We start from the raw sequence: 16,100 nt of genomic DNA on the forward strand, positions 1-16,100 counted from the left end.
GCGGCGCACAGCCAGAACCACGGGCTTGCGGACATGGCCGAGAGCGCGACGCCGACGATGAAGGGGCCGAGGCTGGCCACCGCCGCGGTGAAGCCGATTGCCCCGCCCGCCTGGCGTTTGGGCATGATCATCGGCATCTGTTTGAAGGTTCCGGCGTTGCCGATGCCGGAGAAGAAGAACATGAGAAGCATCGCCGTCAGGAAGACGGGGAACTGGCCGAGGTCCTTCGGTTCCAGGAAGAGCGCCGCCCAGCCGAGGGTGACGGCCATGCCCACCGCCGAGACGAAGGTCCAGATCGCACCGCCGAATTTGTCGCACAGCGGGCCCCAGACGAATCTCACGAGGGATCCGATGAGGGGGCCGAGGAAGGCGTAGCCCGCGCCCGCGGGAAGGCCTTCCATGCCTGCAAACGCGCTGTCCTTGCCGTAGTGCTGGTTGATGATGAGCGCGAACTGCGCGGCGAACCCGGAGAAGATTCCGAAAGTCATGACGTACATGGCGGTCATGACCCATGTGTTGGAGTTGGAGAAGATGTCGAGCTGCTGGCGGATGTTCGCCTTGACCGGAACGTCTTTGAGAAGCGTGAAGGCGAGGATCGCCGCCACGATGGTCCAGGGAACGAAGAAGATCGCCGCGTTGTGCACGTGGATGGGGCCGTTCGCACCGGCTTGCGGGGCAACCCACGTCATTCCGAACAGGCCGAAGCCCATGAGGAGCGGGCCGACGAGCTGGATGATGGACATGCCCAAATTGCCGATGCCCGCTTGGATGCCGAGGGCCGTTCCTTGCAGGCGCTTGGGGAAGAAATAACCTGTGGAGGGCATGTACCCCGAGAAGGAGCCGCCGCCGATTCCGCAGGCGAAAGCCAGGCCGAGCAGCACCCCGTAGCTCGTGTTCGGATTCTGCACGGCCACGAACCAGCCGAGCATTGGAATGGCGTAGAGCAGCGAGCTGTAGCCGACGAGCTTGCGCGTGCCCACCAGTGGCGGGAGGAACATGTATGCCAGACGGATGAGCCCGCAGGAAAGCCCCGGCATCGACGTCAGCCAGTAGAGCTGTTCTTTTGACAGATGGAAGCCGATGTCGTTGAGTTTCGGGGCGATGGCGCTCACGAGGAACCATACGCAGAACGCCATGATCATCGAGTATGTGGTGATCGCGAGGGTGCGCCAGGCGATCTTCGAGTCCCAGGACTGCGAATCCTCTGGATTCCAGTCGGTGAGAACGGCGGATTTCATAGTGCTCCTCGCGGTCGTCCGTCATGGAAGATTTTAAAGATGGGAAAATCCGATGAATATGAGTAAAGCGTACCAAGTCCGCTGACCCGAGGTGGCGGCGCGGCCTTCGAAGCGTCGGGCCCCTGCGGATCCGGTTCTCGATGCTTTGTTGAAAACTCGCCGTTTTGCGGAGTTGCGAACCGCTGTCTCGGGCCTCGGATCGGAAATACACGCGAAAAGTCTTACGTAAATCGAGGGCCGATTGCCAAGCCGACGTCGAGAGTGCATGATCGTCGCATGTCCGCCACCCATTGCATCGTCCTCGCCGGCGGCGAGGGAAGGCGCCTCGGCGGCGCGTCTAAAGCCGACGTCTCGATCGGTGGCCGCCGACTGCTTGAGCGCGTCGTGGCCGGCGTCCGCCCGTTCGTAGCCGGGCGGATCGTCGCGGTGGCGCCCGACTCGGTCGATGTTCCGCCCGGAGTGCTCAGGACTTTGGAGGATCCCCCCGCCGGGGGACCGCTCGCCGGGATCGACGCGGGGCTCAAGGCGCTTGGCGCGTCGGCGGATTCTGTCGGGGCTCCGGTCGGCTCGCCGCCACTCGCGCCGGGTTCGGCCGCGTTCGCAGCCGGGTCCGCGGGGGAGCCCTCGGCCGGGGCGCGCGACATGGTTTTCGTCTTCGCCGTCGACACGCCGCAGGCGGGGGCCTTGGCGCCGAGGCTGGCTGCGGCCGCCCGAGGCCGCGACGGCGCCGTCGTCTTCGGCGGGGACCCTCCCTTTCGCCAGTGTCTTCAGGCGATCTATCGGATCGAAGCCTTGCGGGCCGCGATCCAGGAGGCCGGACGGCCTCGGAACAAAGGCGTGCGGCGGACGCTGGGCGGCTTGGACCTCGCCGAAGTTCCGGCCTCGGCCGACGAATGCCGCGACGTCGATACGCCGGAGGACTTGTCCTGGTGGTCAAAAGCCCTCGGCTCGGCCGAATCGGGCGTTGCGCCGCTCGAGCCATAGGCCTGCCGGTCCGCCTTTCGCGTCGCGCTCCGAGGCTCGGGGCGCTTCGGGCGTCAGGCTTCGTCGAGCTGGGCCAGGATATGGGGCATAAGAGGTTCGACTACGTCGAGGGTGTCCTGCGCTCCGCCGGAGGAGCCGGGGGAGACGACGATGAGGGCGCCCGTGCGGTTGCGGGCGCTGACTCCGACCACTTCGCGGGACAGTGAGGCGAGAGGCGTCTTGGCCAGCCCGTGGGCGCGAATCTGCTCGGCGATTCCGGGGATCTCGACGTCGATGAAGGCGCGCGCGGCCTCCGGCGCGTCATTTCCTTCGCGAAACCCGGATCCCCCGAGGATGAGGACGAAGCGGTCGCCGCGTCGCAAGGCCTCCGCTATCTCCTTCTCGATGTCGGACCGGCTTTCCGCGACGACGCGCAGCCGAGGCTCGGGCATGCCGAGGCCCGCGAGGCGCCGGACGCAGCCAGGCCCGGCTTTGTCCTCTTTCTCTCCTGAAAGGACGCGGTCGCTCACGACGACGACGGTCGAACGGACGCTGTCGGGACTCCACCTGGGGGACATGAAACCTCCTCGGCTCGGCGGCTGTTTGGCGACTGTGGGTCTGCGGCCATCATAGGGCTTCGCGAAACAGGCCTTCGCGCGCGAAGGCCGCTCGCCCCGCCTGCCAGTTCGGCTGCGTCGCCGATTAGTTTGGCTGCTTTTCTCAGCTTTCAAGCGCTTCTTTGTTTTGTGTGGGAAAAACCAAACAAAACAGTGTGTAGTCTACGCAATAGATTCAGGTTCGGATTGAAAGGCATCCGAGCCCACACCGATTAGAACGGAGAACAACATGCATCGACGCATCGCGGCGGCCTTTGGGGCGGCACTGCTCCTCTTGTCCGCATGCGGCGACGACGCCGCTTCGGACTCGACTGGCTCGCCGTCCGGCGGCGCATCGGGAAAGGCGGCCAAGGTCAACGTGTTCGCGGCGGCCTCCCTCAAGGAGTCCTTCGGGGAGATGGAGAAGAAGTTCGAATCGGCGCATCCCGACGTCGACCTTGTCTTCAACTTTGCAGGCTCTCAGGAACTCGTCGAACAAATCAACTCCGGCGCCCCGGCCGACGTCGTCGCCACGGCCAACACGACGACGATGGACGCGCTCAAGTCCGGCGGCAAGGTCGCAGACACGAAGGTCTTCGCTTCGAACACCCTCGTTCTCATCACGCCCAAGGGAAACCCCGCGAAGGTCACGGGCCTCAATTCGTCCCTGGACAAGGCCAAGCTCGTCATTTGCACGCCCAAGGCGTCCGCGGGCGGCAAGACGGTGCCGTGCGGAACCGCGACGGCCGAGCTCGTCAAGAAGCTCGGCGTGAAGCTCAACCCCGTTTCGGAAGAGCAGAAGGTGACGGACGTTCGCAGCAAAGTGATATCGGGCGAGGCCGACGCGGGCATCGTCTATCGCACGGACGCCGTCGCCGGCGGCAAAGAGGTCGAAACGATCGAGATTCCCGGCGCCGACAAGATTGTCAACGACTACCCGGTCGGAGTGGTCAAGGACTCTAAGAATTCGGCCAAGGCCAAGGCCTTCGCCGAGTATGTGACATCGCGGGAGGAGCAGGCGACGTTGAAGAAGCACGGCTTCAACGAGGCCGGGGCCGGTGGGCGATAGGCGCCCTCGCACCGCGAAGCGGTGTGCGAGGCGCGTGAACGTCTCACCCTTGCCTTGGTGGCTCGTTCTCTTTGCGTCCGTCAGCGCCGCGTATCTCGTTCTCCCTCTCGTTTTCATGGGATCGAGGGTGCCGTGGGACCAGTTCCCCGCGGTGCTTTCGAGCGACGAGGCGGCGGACGCCCTCTCGTTGAGCCTGAAGACGTGCGCCGCAGCCTTGGCGATCGACCTGGTCTTGGGCGTTCCCTTGGCCGTGGCTCTTTCGAGAGACTGGCGAGGCGTCGGCGTTCTGCGAGTGCTTGTGGCGCTCCCGCTCGCCCTTCCTCCGGTTGTCGCAGGCATCGCCTTGGTCGCAGCTTTCGGACGAAGAGGCGTCCTTGGCTCACAGCTGGAGGCTTTTGGCGTGACCGTCGCCTTCACGACGGCGGCGGTCGTCCTGGCCCAAGTGTTCGTCTCCCTTCCATTTCTGGTCGTCACTCTCGAAGCGGCGCTCAGGTCGCGCCCGCGTGGCTTGGAGGAGACGGCCGCGAGCCTGGGCGCCCGGCCTACGCGTGTGCTTGCGAGCGTCACCCTTCCCATGGTCGTTCCGGGTGTGGCGCGCGGCGCGGCGCTCGCGTTGGCTCGCTGCCTCGGGGAGTTCGGCGCCACGTTGACTTTCGCCGGATCGCTCCAGGGAATCACGCGCACGCTTCCGATTCAGGTCTATCTGGCGCGCGAGTCGGCGGACAAGACGGATCTGGTACTCGGCATCATCCTCGTGGGCGTTGCGGCCCTCGTCGTCGCCGCGACCGAGATGCCCGCCAGAGGCAGGAGGCGCGTGCGCGAGGAGGAAGTCTTCGACGACGGAGGCGACCCCGACGCCGTCGACGCTCCGCAATCCTTGCAGCCCGTCGAGAAGACGGCCGTTCCCCTTCGAGTGGAGGGGAGGGTCGTCGAACGCGGATGGGATGTTTCCATCGACGTCGGAGCGGGTGAGGTCCTCGCGGTCATGGGCCACAACGGGGCGGGAAAGTCGACGCTCGCCGAGGTCCTCTCCGGTTCCCTCGCGCTAGACTCCGGCACGGTGCAAATTGGAGACCTCATCGCGGACGCCGCCGGAGCCTTCATTCCGCCGCGGGGGCGCGACGTGGCGATGGTCAGCCAGAATCCCCGGATATTCGAACACATGACAGTGTTGGCGAATGTCGCCTTCCCTCTCGTGTGCCGCGGATTCCCGCGCGCCCAGGCGCGGCGGCTTGCACGCGAGCAACTGAGGAAGGTCGGATGCGAGCGGCTCGCCGCGCGCCGCGGCGGCCAACTTTCGGGAGGCCAGGCGGCCCGCGTCGCGCTCGCCCGGGCGCTTGTCTTCTCGCCCCGCCTGCTCATTCTCGACGAGCCGACGGCCGCCCTCGACGTCGAAGCGAGCTCGCGAGTGGGGGCGATACTCGTCGATCGGCTGAAATCAGACGGGACGACAACCGTTCTCGTGACCCACGACGTGGCCGAGGCCGTCGAGCTGGGCACGCGCATGATAGTGCTGGAACGCGGAAGGGTCGTCGAGGACGGCTCGCCGGCCGAGGTTCTCGCCCGTCCGGTCAGCGCTTTTGGAGCGAGCCTCGCCGGGCTCAACGCCGTCGCGGGAGTCTTGAGGGCCGACGGAGACGGGCTTCCGTCGATCGACGTCGGCGGAGGGCAAGAGCTCACGGCCGCAGAAGCGCCCGGGATCGCCGCAGGGCAGCCCGTGACGTTCATGTTCGCGCCGGAGGCGGTCGCCCTCTCATCCGGGAAGGTCGTCGGCTCGGCGCGGTGAGCACCGCTGGAGGCCTCGTCACCGTCCGACTTCGCTTTCCAAACGGGGCGCCCTTCAATGCGAGGATCACTCCGGCGGCGCTCGCCGAGCTGGCGCTCGCGCCCGGCGACGAAGCGGTCGCCACGGTCAAGGCCACCCAAGTACGCGCAGTGGGCGCGGGGCGCGGCGTTTGACGGCAGAGGCACGCCGCCGTCCAGCGGAGGCCGGCACGCTCACGCGAAGCAGTCGACACGCTCACACGAATACGCGCGCCGTCGCATCCTTTCACACCGTAAGATTGCGCCATGAGCACTCGCGATCCCTTTGAATTCGTCGGTTTGACGTATGACGACGTCCTTTTGCTCCCGCGCGAGACCGACGTCATCCCCTCCGAGGTGGACACTGCGAGCCGCCTGACCCGCAAGCTTTCGCTCAAAACGCCTCTGGTTTCGGCCGCGATGGACACCGTGACCGAGTCCCGAATGGCCATCGCCATGGCTCGCCAGGGCGGAATTGGAATCATCCACCGCAACCTTTCCGTCGAGGCTCAGGCCGAGCAGGTCCGCCAGGTCAAGCGCTCCGAATCCGGCATGGTCCACGATCCGGCGACGATCGGCCCCGAGGCGACGATCGCCGAGCTTGACGCGCTGTGCGCGAAATACCGCATCTCCGGCTTGCCCGTCGTTGACGGGGACGACAAGCTCCTGGGGATTGTCACCAACCGCGATTTGCGCTTCATCCCCGAAAGCGAGTTCGCGACGCGCACCGTTCGCGAGACGATGACCCCGATGCCTCTCGTGACCGCCGGAAAGGACGTGCCCCAGGAGGAGGCGGCGCGCCTTTTGGCCCAACACAAGATCGAAAAGCTTCCGCTCATCGATGGCGAGGGGCGGTTGACCGGCCTCATCACGGTCAAGGACTTCGTCAAAACGCAGCAGTATCCGAATGCTTCAAAGGACGCGGACGGCCGCCTGCTCGTCGGGGCGGGGGTCGGCTACCTCTCCGACTCTTGGGAGCGCGCAGGCGCCCTCGCCGAGGAAGGAGTCGACGTGCTCGTCATCGACTCGGCGAACGGGGAGGCGAAGCTGGCCCTCGACATGATTCGGAGGCTCCGATCGGATTCGGCCTTCGACGGCGTCGAGATCGTCGGCGGAAACGTCGCGACGCGAGAAGGCACGCAGGCGCTCATCGACGCCGGCGTCGACGCTGTGAAAGTCGGCGTGGGGCCGGGGTCGATTTGCACCACGCGCGTTGTGGCCGGCGTCGGCGTCCCCCAGGTGACGGCGGTCTACGAGTCCTCCAAAGCCTGCGGCCCCGCCGGCGTTCCGCTCATCGCCGACGGAGGCCTCCAATACTCGGGCGACATCGGCAAGGCGATTGTGGCCGGCGCCGACGTCGTGATGCTCGGCTCCCTCCTGGCGGGGTGCGAAGAGACGCCCGGCGAGATCGTCTTTGTCAACGGCAAGCAGTTCAAGCACTATCGGGGAATGGGATCGCTTGGCGCGATGTCCTCGCGCGGCAAGCGATCCTACTCAAAAGACCGTTACTTCCAGAGCGACGTTTCTTCCGACGACAAAATCATCCCGGAGGGGATCGAGGGGCAGGTGCCCTTCCGAGGAACCCTTTCCTCTGTTCTCGGCACGCTTTTGGGCGGACTGCACCAGACGATGTTCTACACGGGCTCCAGAACGATTCCCGAGCTCAAGGAAAACGGCCGCTTCGTGCGAATCACGTCCGCGGGCTTGCGCGAGTCGCATCCGCACGACGTGCAAATGACCGTTGAGGCGCCGAACTACTCAGGCCGCTGAGGGCCCTCCTGTCAGCCGCGCGGCTCGGCGACCGGCCAATCGAAGGAGTCCGTGAATTCGCGCCCCTTCTCAGCGGCCTTGCGAGCGAGAAAGGCCATGAAGTCGGCGTGCGTTTCGCATTCCCTCTCCTGTATGTCCTCCAATTCGGCGCGCGCGAGTTCCGGGAACTTGCGGACTATCGCGGCCAGCAGGCGCAGCGTGGCCAGAACGTCGGCCTCGGCATTGTGAAAATCGTCCTCGGCATGGACTCCGTAATGGCGGCAGAGGTCCTCAAGCCGCCTTTTGCCCTTGCGATATCGGTCGGCTGAGCGGTCGAGCAGGTACGGGTCGACGACGGGGAAGACTTCGCCGCCCAGCCTCTCGGCCAAGGTCGGCAGTCCGTGTCTGTCCAATTCGCTCTCCAGGAGGGTGAAATCGTAGGTCGCGTTGAAGGCGACCGCAGGATGCCCGCGCCCCATGTGCTCGGCCAGGAGCGCCGCGACTTCTTCGAGAACCTCCTTCGAGGGCCTGCCTTCGGCGCGCGCCTGCTCCGTCGTGATTCCGTGCACCGCGCTTGCCCGTTCGGGTATTTCGACGCCGGGATCGGCGAGCCAGTAGCGTTTTGACACACCTTCCTCCGTCACGGCGACGAGCGAGCAAGTCACGAGGCGGTCCCGTTTCGGATCTATTCCCGTCGTCTCCGTGTCGAAGCCGATCACCGGCGAGGAGGTCCACATTGCGTTCTCTTCGTCCATGGCTTCATGGTATCGGCGGGGGCCGACGCTTTTCCGCGCCTCCATGCGCGGCTCGCCGTTTGCCGGCATTTGCCGCGGCGTTTTGCGGGCAGTTTGGGAAGCGCATGGTCGGCGGTGTGCCCGCGGCTTCGCCGGCGGGCTGCCTGCCACTCCCCGCGCAGCGCCTTTCCGGGTAACACGCGGCCGGGCCGCACGGCTGACTCGCTGAGGCGGCGCGGTAGGCTTGAGACGTGAGCGAAATCGAGATAGGGCGGGGAAAGAGGGCGCGTCGCGCCTACACGCTGGACGACGTCGCCGTCGTCCCAAGAAGGCGCACCCGCGACGCCGACGAGGTCTCCACCTCCTGGCAGTTCGACGCCTATCACTTGGACATCCCGGTTCTTTCCGCCCCCATGGGCTCGTTCTCCTGTCCGGCCACTGGTGTCGGGATCGGAAGGCTGGGCGGCGTGGGGGTCCTCGATCTGGAGGGCCTGTGGACGCGTTACGAGGATCCGACGGAGGAGTTCGCCCGAATCGCCCGGGCCGATCCCGGCGAGGCCACATCCTTGTTTCAGCGCCTCTATTCGGTGCCCATCAAACGAGACCTCATCTTTTCCCGGTTGGCCGAGATCCGCTCTGCGGGAGTCCCCGTGGCCGGGGCCCTTTCGCCCGGACGCACGCAGGATCTGTGGAAGACGGTCGTCGATGCGGGAGTGGACCTTTTCATCATTCGCGGCACGACGGTTTCGGCCGAGCACGTCTCCGCTTCCCGGGAGCCGCTCAATCTCAAACGTTTCATTTATGAACTGGAGGTTCCCGTCCTGGTCGGCGGCGCCGTGACCTACACCGGCGCTCTCCATCTCATGCGCACCGGCGCGGCGGGCGTGCTCGCCGGGTACGGGGGAGGGGCCGCCTCCGCGACCCGCCGAACGGTGGGGATAGCCGCTCCCATGGCCACCGCCATCGCCGACATCGCCGCGGCGCGCAGGGACTACCTTGACGAGTCGGGCGGGCGCTACGTCCACGTCATCGCCGACGGGTCGGTTTCGACGTCCGGCGACCTCGTGAAGGCAATAGCGTGCGGGGCCGACGCCGTCATGCTCGGCACCGCCTTGGCCAGGGCGGCGGAAGCTCCCGGCCGCGGATGGCATTGGGGCCCCGAAGCGTGGCACGGCACGCTGCCCAGAGGCGAGCGGGTCGAGGTCGCCACGGTCGGAAGCCTCCGCGACATCCTTGACGGCCCGTCCCACCAGGCTTGCGGTTTCACCAATTTCATGGGGGCGCTGCGCCACGCGATGGCCGCCAACGGATACCTCGACCTCAAGGAGTTCCAGCGGGCTGAGCTGGTCGTGACGGCCTAAGGCCTGAGGCCTGCAGCGGCGCAAGGCCGACGTCGAGAATCCCGCCTCCATCCCAAACGGCGACAGGCCGACCGCCGAAGGCGAGCTTTCGCGTGCCCGCTTCGGCGGTCGGCCTGTCGCAAAGGTCGGTCTACTTGACGTTGTGCTGGCTGAAGATCCTGCGGCCGATGTAGGGAGTCATGTCGTCTCCCATCAGCTGAGGAACGGTCACCAGGGTGTATCCTTTCGCCCGGAGCTGGTCGATCAGCCCTGGGACGGCATCGACCGAGCTGGCGTGGATGTCATGCATGAGAATGACCGAACCGGGCCTGGCGCCTGCGAGTGCGCGCTGCGTTGTGACGGCCGCATTCTTGTTCTTCCAGTCCTCGGTGTCCACGTCCCATCTTGTCTCGGCCATGCCGTTTTCGCCGATGGCCTTGAGGACGGCCGCGTTCGACGAACCGTACGGGGGCCTCATGAGCACGGGTGCCGGAGCGCCGGCTTCGACGATCGAGTCGGAGGTGTTCTTGAGCTCCTTGCGGAGCTCTTCGGGCGTGAGCTTCGTCAGCTGAGGGTGGTCCCACGAATGATTGCCGACGGAATGGCCTTCGGCGGCTTCCTTCTTGACGATGCCCGGGTTGGCCTTCACGTTCTTGCCTATGGTGAAGAAGGTTGCGCGCACGCCCTTTTCCCTCAGCACCGCGAGCAGTCTGTCGGTCTGGTCGCCGGGGCCGTCGTCGAAGGTCAGCGCCACGCAGGAAACAACCTTGCAATCGACGTCGGGCTTCGGAATCGGCTTGTTTTCAGGCTTTGGAATGGGAATGGGATCGGCTTTCTCCATTATTCCCGAGCGGAGTTTCTTTCCGTCCTCGGTCAGAAGCTTCTCCACGTCGCGGCTTGCCACTCGATAGGAATCAAAGCCGTTCTCATTGTCGTTGGGCGCTCTGAGCACCAGGGACCCGTCGCCTTGGAAGAAGACGCCCGCAAAGCTCATGACGTTTTGACGATCCGGAGAGGTCGGCGCCGACGTCGAGGAGGCCGATGCCGACGGCCTTGCGACCGGCGTGGAATTCGAGGTCGGCTTCGCCGTCGGGGAGTCGGAATTCGGCTTCAAAGCGCGTTTTATCGACATGCTCACCGACGTCTCGAGCGAAAGGGACTCGAGAGCGTGCACAACTTTCTTCTTTCCAGCCTGGGTGAGCAAATCCTGCGACTGTCTGACGGACTTGTCACTCATGTCGAGGTACCAGGTCTGGGTCGAAACGGCCTTCTCGCCCTGCGTGTGCTGTGTCGAATCAACGGCGAAGCAGACGATCGTTCCGCTGGCGCCGCAGACCCCGGGAGACATCGTCAGGTATTCCTTGGACGAAGGACGAGACAGCTTCCTTTGCTCCTCCACCGCCCAAAGATTGACCTTTGACGCCAAAACATCCGGATTTGCCACGTGAACGAGCGAGCTGTGAGGCGCTGTAGCGCTCTTTTCCGTTCCAACTTCCAACCCCTCGACCGTTTCTGGGCCGTCGAGCGAAATCGGATGCACTTTGGCGATCGAAATGGCCTTTTCTGTCGGGCGCGTCGTCGCTGAAGCCGCATGTGTCTGACTGCTGGCCGCGCACGAAGCGATGGACAGGCACACCAAGCCCACCGCAATGTTCTTATGTGAACGCATCTTCACTCCATTGTCTTCTTTTGATGCTTTTAGCCGCCGTAGCGGTAGATATTCGTCTGCCTTGCCGTGAATCCAGATCTCACATAGAGACGGTTTGCGGCTTCGCGAGACGGGCGTGAGGTGAGATCGACGGATTTTGCGCCGATTTTTTTGGCGTGAGCAATGGCAGCCTCGACGAGGGCCTGTCCCGCTCCCTGTCCGCGGGCGGCGGAATCGACGACGACGTCTTCGATCCACGCGCGCTTGCCCGTGGGAATGATGAATGTGGCGAGGGTGAGCATTCCCAGTATTCGAGGCGAATCGTCCTCGGCCCCGGTCGGCACGCCTTCATAGACGAACAGATAGGTCGCCGGCTGGGAGAGGAGTTCGTCGAGCTGCTCGTCGTTCAGCGGGGGAGTGGACGAGGACAGCTGCGGGATCAGTCCATTGACTGCCTCCAGCAGGCCAGGTTCTGCCTCGGCCACAAGCTTGACGGGCATGTGCCTTTCCTTTCGATTGTTTCTCTTTCAATGTTTTTGCGCGATAAACGGCTGGTTGAGACTTTACGTCAAGGCGGCCCCGATATCGATATTCGATGCGGGAGAGTTGCGCATCCCATTCGAGCAAGGGGAAAAAGCCCCATCTCCGGCGACGGGCTCGCCTCCTGTGCGCAGTCATGGATGCGCTGGCTTCTCGCTGTCCGGAATCGCCGCCATTTCGGCCAGCCAGGCCCGTGCCGCGGCGTCGGAGGGCATGCGCCAGTCGCCGCGGGGGGACAGCGTCCCTCCCGCGCTGACCTTCGGGCCGTTCGGCAGCGTCGAACGCTTGAACTGGTTTGAGAAGAAGCGCTTGTAGAAGACCTCCATCCACTTCTTTATCTCCCCGATTCCGTAGCTGCGGCGATCGGTCTGTGCTATGCCTTCCGGCCACGCTCCCTCGTCGGCGTCGCGCCACGAGTGCCAGGCGCAGAAGGCGATCTTCGAGGGGGCGAGCCCTCGGCGGAGAACGTAGAAGAGTGTGAAGTCTTGGAGTTCGTAGGGGCCGATGACGGCCTGCGTCGACTGGATCTGCTCGCCGTCCTTGGCGGGGACGAGTTCGGGCGAAATCTCCGTGTCGAGAATGGAGCGCAGTGTGGCCGCGACTGAATCGTCGAATTGCCGGGACGATGTCACCCAGCGGATGAGGTGCTGTATGAGAGTTTTGGGGACGCCGGCGTTGACGTTGTAATGGCTCATGTGGTCGCCGACGCCGAAAGTGCACCATCCGAGCGCGAGCTCGGACAAGTCGCCCGTTCCCAGGACGATGCCGCCGTTTGCGTTCGCCAGGCGGAAGAGATAGTCGGTTCGCAGGCCCGCCTGGACGTTCTCGAAGGCGACGTCGTAGACCTCCTCGCCCCGGCCGAAGGGATGGCCCATGTCTTTGAGCATTTGCAGGGCGGCGGGGCGAATGTCGATTTCTGAGAAAGTCACGCCCAGGCTTTTGCCCAGGGCGCGGGCGTTGGCCTTCGTCTTTTCAGATGTCGCGAATCCGGGAAGGGTGTAGGCCAGGATGTCCTCCCGCGGCCTGCCCAGTTTGTCCATCGCTTTGGCCGCGACGATGAGCGCGTGGGTCGAGTCGAGGCCGCCGGAGACGCCGATGACGATCTTTGGCCGGCCGATCGCCCGGAGCCGCTGGCACAGCGCGGAGACTTGGATGTTGTAGGCCTCGTAACAGTCCTGGTGGAGCCTCGCGCTGTCCTCAGGGACGAAGGGGAACCGATGGACGGGGCGCATGAGGCCGACGTCGTCGGCGGTCGGGGAAAGGGTGAAATGCACCGTCCGAAAGGCGTCCCGACAGCATTTCCCCTCGTCGTGCCAGGGGTCGTCGCGCCGTCCGATTCCCAGTGCGCGCCTGTTGTCGTCGAAGCTTCCCTGACGCTGCCGCTCCTGGCGAAGGAGGTCGAGGTCGACGTCGGCGATCGTCGCGTGCGGCCCCGTCGCGAAGTGCGGCCCAGACGCAAGTTTTCTTCCGAGCTCGTAAATCGCCGTCTGCCCGTCCCAGGCAAGGTCGGTCGAGCTTTCGCCCTCGCCGTTGGCGGCGTAAATGTAGGCGGCGTTGCAGCGCGAAGACGCCGATTGGATGAGCAGCTCGCGATCGGCGGCCCGCCCCACCGTAATGGGCGAGCCGGACAGGTTCAACAGGAGTGAAGCGCCCGCTAGCGCGGCCCGCGCCGACGGGGGGACGGGAACCCACATGTCCTCGCAGACCTCGACGTGGAACGTCAGCCCTCGCACGTCCTCCGCCTCGAAAAGGAGGTCGGGCCCGAAGGGCACGGTTTCGGGGGGCACGCCGTACAAGGCGAGGCTCTCCGACGCCGCGAAGTCGCCTCCCATCTCGTCCGCGGCGAGCGTCGCGTCGATGACGGTGACCCCCGGCAGAGCGATCCTCTCGCCGGCGCACTCCTCGCCGGACGCGAAATGCCGCTTCTCGTAAAACTCGCGGTAGTCGGGAAGGTAGGACTTCGGAACGACCCCTAGGACGTGGCCGCGATGGATGACGGCCGCGCAGTTGAATACGCGGCCGCGGTGGACGAGGGGCGCGCCGACGACGATCACAGAGGCGATCGCGACGGAGGCCGCCCGAAGGTCCTCGAGCGCTTCGAGGGTGGCGTCAAGCAGCACGTCTTGGAGCAGAAGGTCCTCGATTGAGTATCCGGTCAGCCCGAGCTCGGGGAAGACTGCGACGGCCACGCCCTTTTCGGCGCATTCGCGAGCCAGCTCGGCCGTCCGCCGGGCGTTCTCGCGCGGATCGCCGATGGCGACGGGAAGCGTGCAGGCCGCTGTCCGCGCGAAACCGTGGGAGTAGATCGAGTAGAAGTTCTGCATGGTACAAGTCTGCCAGACGTATCCGACGCAAAAGATCAGACGCAGAGCCGAGACGCTGATTCCGGGCGGTCCTTCAGGCGGCCTAGAATGGCCAGCTCCTCGGATCTTGGGGAAAGGAAGGGTCTTCGGGGAGCGTGAGGTCTTCTCGCGGTACCCGCTCCTGGAACGTTTGGGGGAGCTGTCGGGGCCCCGGCTCGTGCGCGCTCGGCGTCGATCTGTGCGGATGCGGGGCGAGGCCTTGCGGCCGCGTCGGCTCGTGCGGATGCTGCGGGTTCTGGGAAGAGGACAAAGCTGGCGAGGCAGAAGGCGAAGGCGAGAGCGTCTGTTTCTCGAAAGAGCTCGGCATAGACGGGACGGAGGACTCGATCGCCGGGAAATCCGAAGGGAAAATCTCAGGCGTGAAAAGGTATTGAAGGCAGACGCTGTAGAACGCCGCGGAATCCTCGATCGACGCCGAGGCAACCGGCTCTATGCCGGCGATGTATCGATTGAGGAGGGCGCCTATGATGAGTCCGACGCCGGATGCGGCCCGCAGGCGCCTGTCGGGTCCGCCGAGCATTTTGGACACCGGGGTCACCACGGATTCGTCGATCCACGTTCTGAAAACGTACATCGTCTCTTCCGAGCTGAGAAGCTGATGGATAAGGACCCGTGCAGCGTGATTGGCGTTCGTCTCTTCCCAAAGGTTGAGGATGACTCTGAAAACTCTCGATCCCGCGCCTTCAAGGGGCGTCATCTCTTTGAGGGCGGCCGCCACGGGATCGGCGGGCAGCGACATCGCTGCGCGCAAAAGGCCCGATTTTCCGCCAAAATAATAGGAGACGAGGCTAGGGTCGACCCCCGCTTCTTCGGCGATGCCTCGCACGGTCACCGAATTGAATTCGCGGGTGGAGAACTGTTCGCGGGCAACTTCCATGAGGCGCGATCGTATCTCTCCGCGCACTCCTCGAGGTCCTCGAGCTACCCGCCGTGCCATACCTTTACTTTGCGTCGTATTTTTACGAAAAGTGAGGGTCGTTAGTCCTAAATAACGCATTAAGGTGATGAATTTCAAAATTTTGTCAGAGGTGTTAAATGGCGAAAAGTGAATTGCACTCTTATATTTCATCTATAATTAAAAGTATTTTAACGTTGGTGGAAGCGTTAGTGCATTTGCCGATGCCTTAGTTCGTCTCGATCGCATGACGTGCAGAAACAACGCAACGAGGGCGTTGTTGCCCGGCAACGGCTGGGGTGCTCGACGTCAGCCGAGAAGCCGTGCGTCTGGGCAGCCTCCTTTCGGAAAAGGGGCCGCAGCTCCTCTCGGCGCTGCGGCCCCGTCCGGTCGGCGCGCTCGCGGTCAGCGGCGAACCTGGATTCGTCGCATGCACAGCCACGCAGCGGCCGCGTAGAAGACAATGGATGCGAGGTCCCAAAGCACGCTGTAAAGCGGGAAGCCGCTTGCGCCTATGTGTTTGAAAGGCGCCACGTATATGAGTGAGCCGTCCGAACCCACCGCCTTGAAGGTCCAGTTCAGCGTGCCCCATGTCGCTGAGACGACGGCGATGCCTATTCCCGCGACATACCAGGGAAGACGGACGAAGGCCATGAAAATCGCGTAGGCGGCTGTATACGCGCCGGCTATGGCGACCGTTGCCACGACGGCCAGGAACCAGAGATTGGCCTCGTAAGTGCCGACCGCGCGGCCGGCGTGCGTTCCGGTCACCTTGATGCTGCCGGAAAAGTCGCCGGCGATTAGCCCGTGGACCGCGGCCCCCGCCAGGGCGAGCGCGCCCGACACGGCGGTTCCGAGGCCAAATGCCTTTGCGTGGGCGAGGAGAATGGAGCGACGCGGAAATCCCGAGCTGAGGTAGGTCCGTGTCCTGATGGCGGCATACGCCCCCTGGATCACCGCTCCCACCGTCAATGCGACGAGCAGCATGGCGGTTACGATGACCGCGTATGAAATGTTTCCAATCTCTGCGGCGAAGCCGCGGATTCTTTCAAGGTTTTCGGGAGAGATGCCGATGTCGATTTGCCTTCCGTCGATGACGATCTGGTGCCTGCCGCCGTTTCTAAAGATCAGGTAGTCGTATTTCTCGAGAAAGTAGACGGCT

Annotated in this window: 14 protein-coding genes; 6 read left to right on the plus strand and 8 right to left on the minus strand. The window is 64.5% G+C overall.

The genetic code is table 11. The annotated features are described in order from the left end of the window. Positions 1 to 1,238: MFS transporter (locus ACO48X_RS07600; RefSeq protein ID WP_485001485.1), on the minus strand; the 1,238-nt coding region annotated here is incomplete at its 3' end. 276 nt (positions 1,239 to 1,514) lie between these two features. Here ACO48X_RS07600 and mobA point away from each other — a divergent pair. Beyond that, a complete protein-coding gene (gene mobA, locus ACO48X_RS07605) occupies positions 1,515 to 2,222 on the plus strand; it encodes a molybdenum cofactor guanylyltransferase (RefSeq protein WP_485001486.1) in 708 nt (235 codons plus the stop codon). 53 nt (positions 2,223 to 2,275) lie between these two features. Here mobA and ACO48X_RS07610 read toward each other — a convergent pair whose 3' ends face one another. Further along, on the minus strand, positions 2,276 to 2,779 hold the full coding sequence (locus tag ACO48X_RS07610; protein WP_485001487.1) for a molybdopterin-binding protein: 504 nt from the start codon (positions 2,777 to 2,779) through the stop codon (positions 2,276 to 2,278). 268 nt (positions 2,780 to 3,047) lie between these two features. Between ACO48X_RS07610 and modA the strand changes: the two genes are divergently transcribed. From modA to guaB, 4 genes are all read left to right on the plus strand, one after another. Beyond that, positions 3,048 to 3,866, plus strand: a complete 819-nt coding sequence (modA, locus tag ACO48X_RS07615) for a molybdate ABC transporter substrate-binding protein (protein ID WP_485001488.1) — start codon at positions 3,048 to 3,050, stop codon at positions 3,864 to 3,866. Positions 3,867 to 3,900: 34 nt separating this feature from the next. Continuing rightward, entirely contained in the window at positions 3,901 to 5,652 is a 1,752-nt protein-coding gene (locus ACO48X_RS07620) for an ABC transporter permease (RefSeq protein ID WP_485001489.1), read from the plus strand. Beyond that, entirely contained in the window at positions 5,649 to 5,825 is a 177-nt protein-coding gene (locus tag ACO48X_RS07625; RefSeq protein ID WP_485001490.1) for a TOBE domain-containing protein, read from the plus strand. Before ACO48X_RS07620 ends, ACO48X_RS07625 begins: the two co-directional genes overlap by 4 nt. A 111-nt stretch (positions 5,826 to 5,936) precedes the next feature. Then, positions 5,937 to 7,439: an IMP dehydrogenase gene (gene guaB / locus ACO48X_RS07630; RefSeq protein ID WP_485001491.1), complete on the plus strand. Its 1,503-nt coding sequence runs from the start codon at positions 5,937 to 5,939 to the stop codon at positions 7,437 to 7,439. An 11-nt stretch (positions 7,440 to 7,450) separates the two neighbouring features. On the opposite strand, the gene ACO48X_RS07635 is transcribed toward guaB, so the two are convergent. Then, complete coding sequence (locus ACO48X_RS07635) at positions 7,451 to 8,173, minus strand: exonuclease domain-containing protein (protein ID WP_485001492.1); 723 nt, start codon at positions 8,171 to 8,173, stop codon at positions 7,451 to 7,453. A gap of 230 nt (positions 8,174 to 8,403) precedes the next feature. On the opposite strand from ACO48X_RS07635, the gene ACO48X_RS07640 reads away from it, so the two are divergent. Further along, positions 8,404 to 9,513 (plus strand): GuaB3 family IMP dehydrogenase-related protein, encoded by a 1,110-nt coding sequence (locus tag ACO48X_RS07640; RefSeq protein WP_485001493.1) that lies wholly within the window; start codon positions 8,404 to 8,406, stop codon positions 9,511 to 9,513. 130 nt (positions 9,514 to 9,643) lie between these two features. On the opposite strand, the gene ACO48X_RS07645 is transcribed toward ACO48X_RS07640, so the two are convergent. The 5 genes from ACO48X_RS07645 to ACO48X_RS07665 all read right to left on the minus strand — a co-directional run. Further along, the gene (locus tag ACO48X_RS07645) at positions 9,644 to 11,161 is read right to left on the minus strand and encodes a polysaccharide deacetylase family protein (RefSeq protein WP_485001498.1); all 1,518 of its coding nucleotides are present in this window, start codon (positions 11,159 to 11,161) and stop codon (positions 9,644 to 9,646) included. A gap of 29 nt (positions 11,162 to 11,190) precedes the next feature. After that, a complete protein-coding gene (locus ACO48X_RS07650) occupies positions 11,191 to 11,640 on the minus strand; it encodes a GNAT family N-acetyltransferase (protein WP_485001494.1) in 450 nt (149 codons plus the stop codon). A gap of 174 nt (positions 11,641 to 11,814) precedes the next feature. Beyond that, positions 11,815 to 14,004, minus strand: a complete 2,190-nt coding sequence (locus ACO48X_RS07655) for an NAD(+) synthase (protein WP_485001495.1) — start codon at positions 14,002 to 14,004, stop codon at positions 11,815 to 11,817. 82 nt (positions 14,005 to 14,086) lie between these two features. Beyond that, a complete protein-coding gene (locus ACO48X_RS07660; RefSeq protein ID WP_485001496.1) occupies positions 14,087 to 14,920 on the minus strand; it encodes a TetR/AcrR family transcriptional regulator in 834 nt (277 codons plus the stop codon). A gap of 423 nt (positions 14,921 to 15,343) precedes the next feature. Then, the coding region (locus tag ACO48X_RS07665; protein ID WP_485001497.1) for a hypothetical protein at positions 15,344 to 16,100 on the minus strand (757 nt) is incomplete at its 5' end.

The organism is Peptidiphaga sp. (assembly GCF_057238965.1).

Coding starts and splice junctions, on each gene's coding strand:
- mobA (WP_485001486.1), top strand. CDS start 1,515: ATGTCCGCCACCCATTGCATCGTCCTCGCCGGCGGCGAGGGAAGGCGC.
- ACO48X_RS07610 (WP_485001487.1), bottom strand. CDS start 2,779: ATGTCCCCCAGGTGGAGTCCCGACAGCGTCCGTTCGACCGTCGTCGTC.
- modA (WP_485001488.1), top strand. CDS start 3,048: ATGCATCGACGCATCGCGGCGGCCTTTGGGGCGGCACTGCTCCTCTTG.
- guaB (WP_485001491.1), top strand. CDS start 5,937: ATGAGCACTCGCGATCCCTTTGAATTCGTCGGTTTGACGTATGACGAC.
- ACO48X_RS07635 (WP_485001492.1), bottom strand. CDS start 8,173: ATGGACGAAGAGAACGCAATGTGGACCTCCTCGCCGGTGATCGGCTTC.
- ACO48X_RS07645 (WP_485001498.1), bottom strand. CDS start 11,161: ATGCGTTCACATAAGAACATTGCGGTGGGCTTGGTGTGCCTGTCCATC.
- ACO48X_RS07650 (WP_485001494.1), bottom strand. CDS start 11,640: ATGCCCGTCAAGCTTGTGGCCGAGGCAGAACCTGGCCTGCTGGAGGCA.
- ACO48X_RS07655 (WP_485001495.1), bottom strand. CDS start 14,004: ATGCAGAACTTCTACTCGATCTACTCCCACGGTTTCGCGCGGACAGCG.
- ACO48X_RS07660 (WP_485001496.1), bottom strand. CDS start 14,920: ATGGAAGTTGCCCGCGAACAGTTCTCCACCCGCGAATTCAATTCGGTG.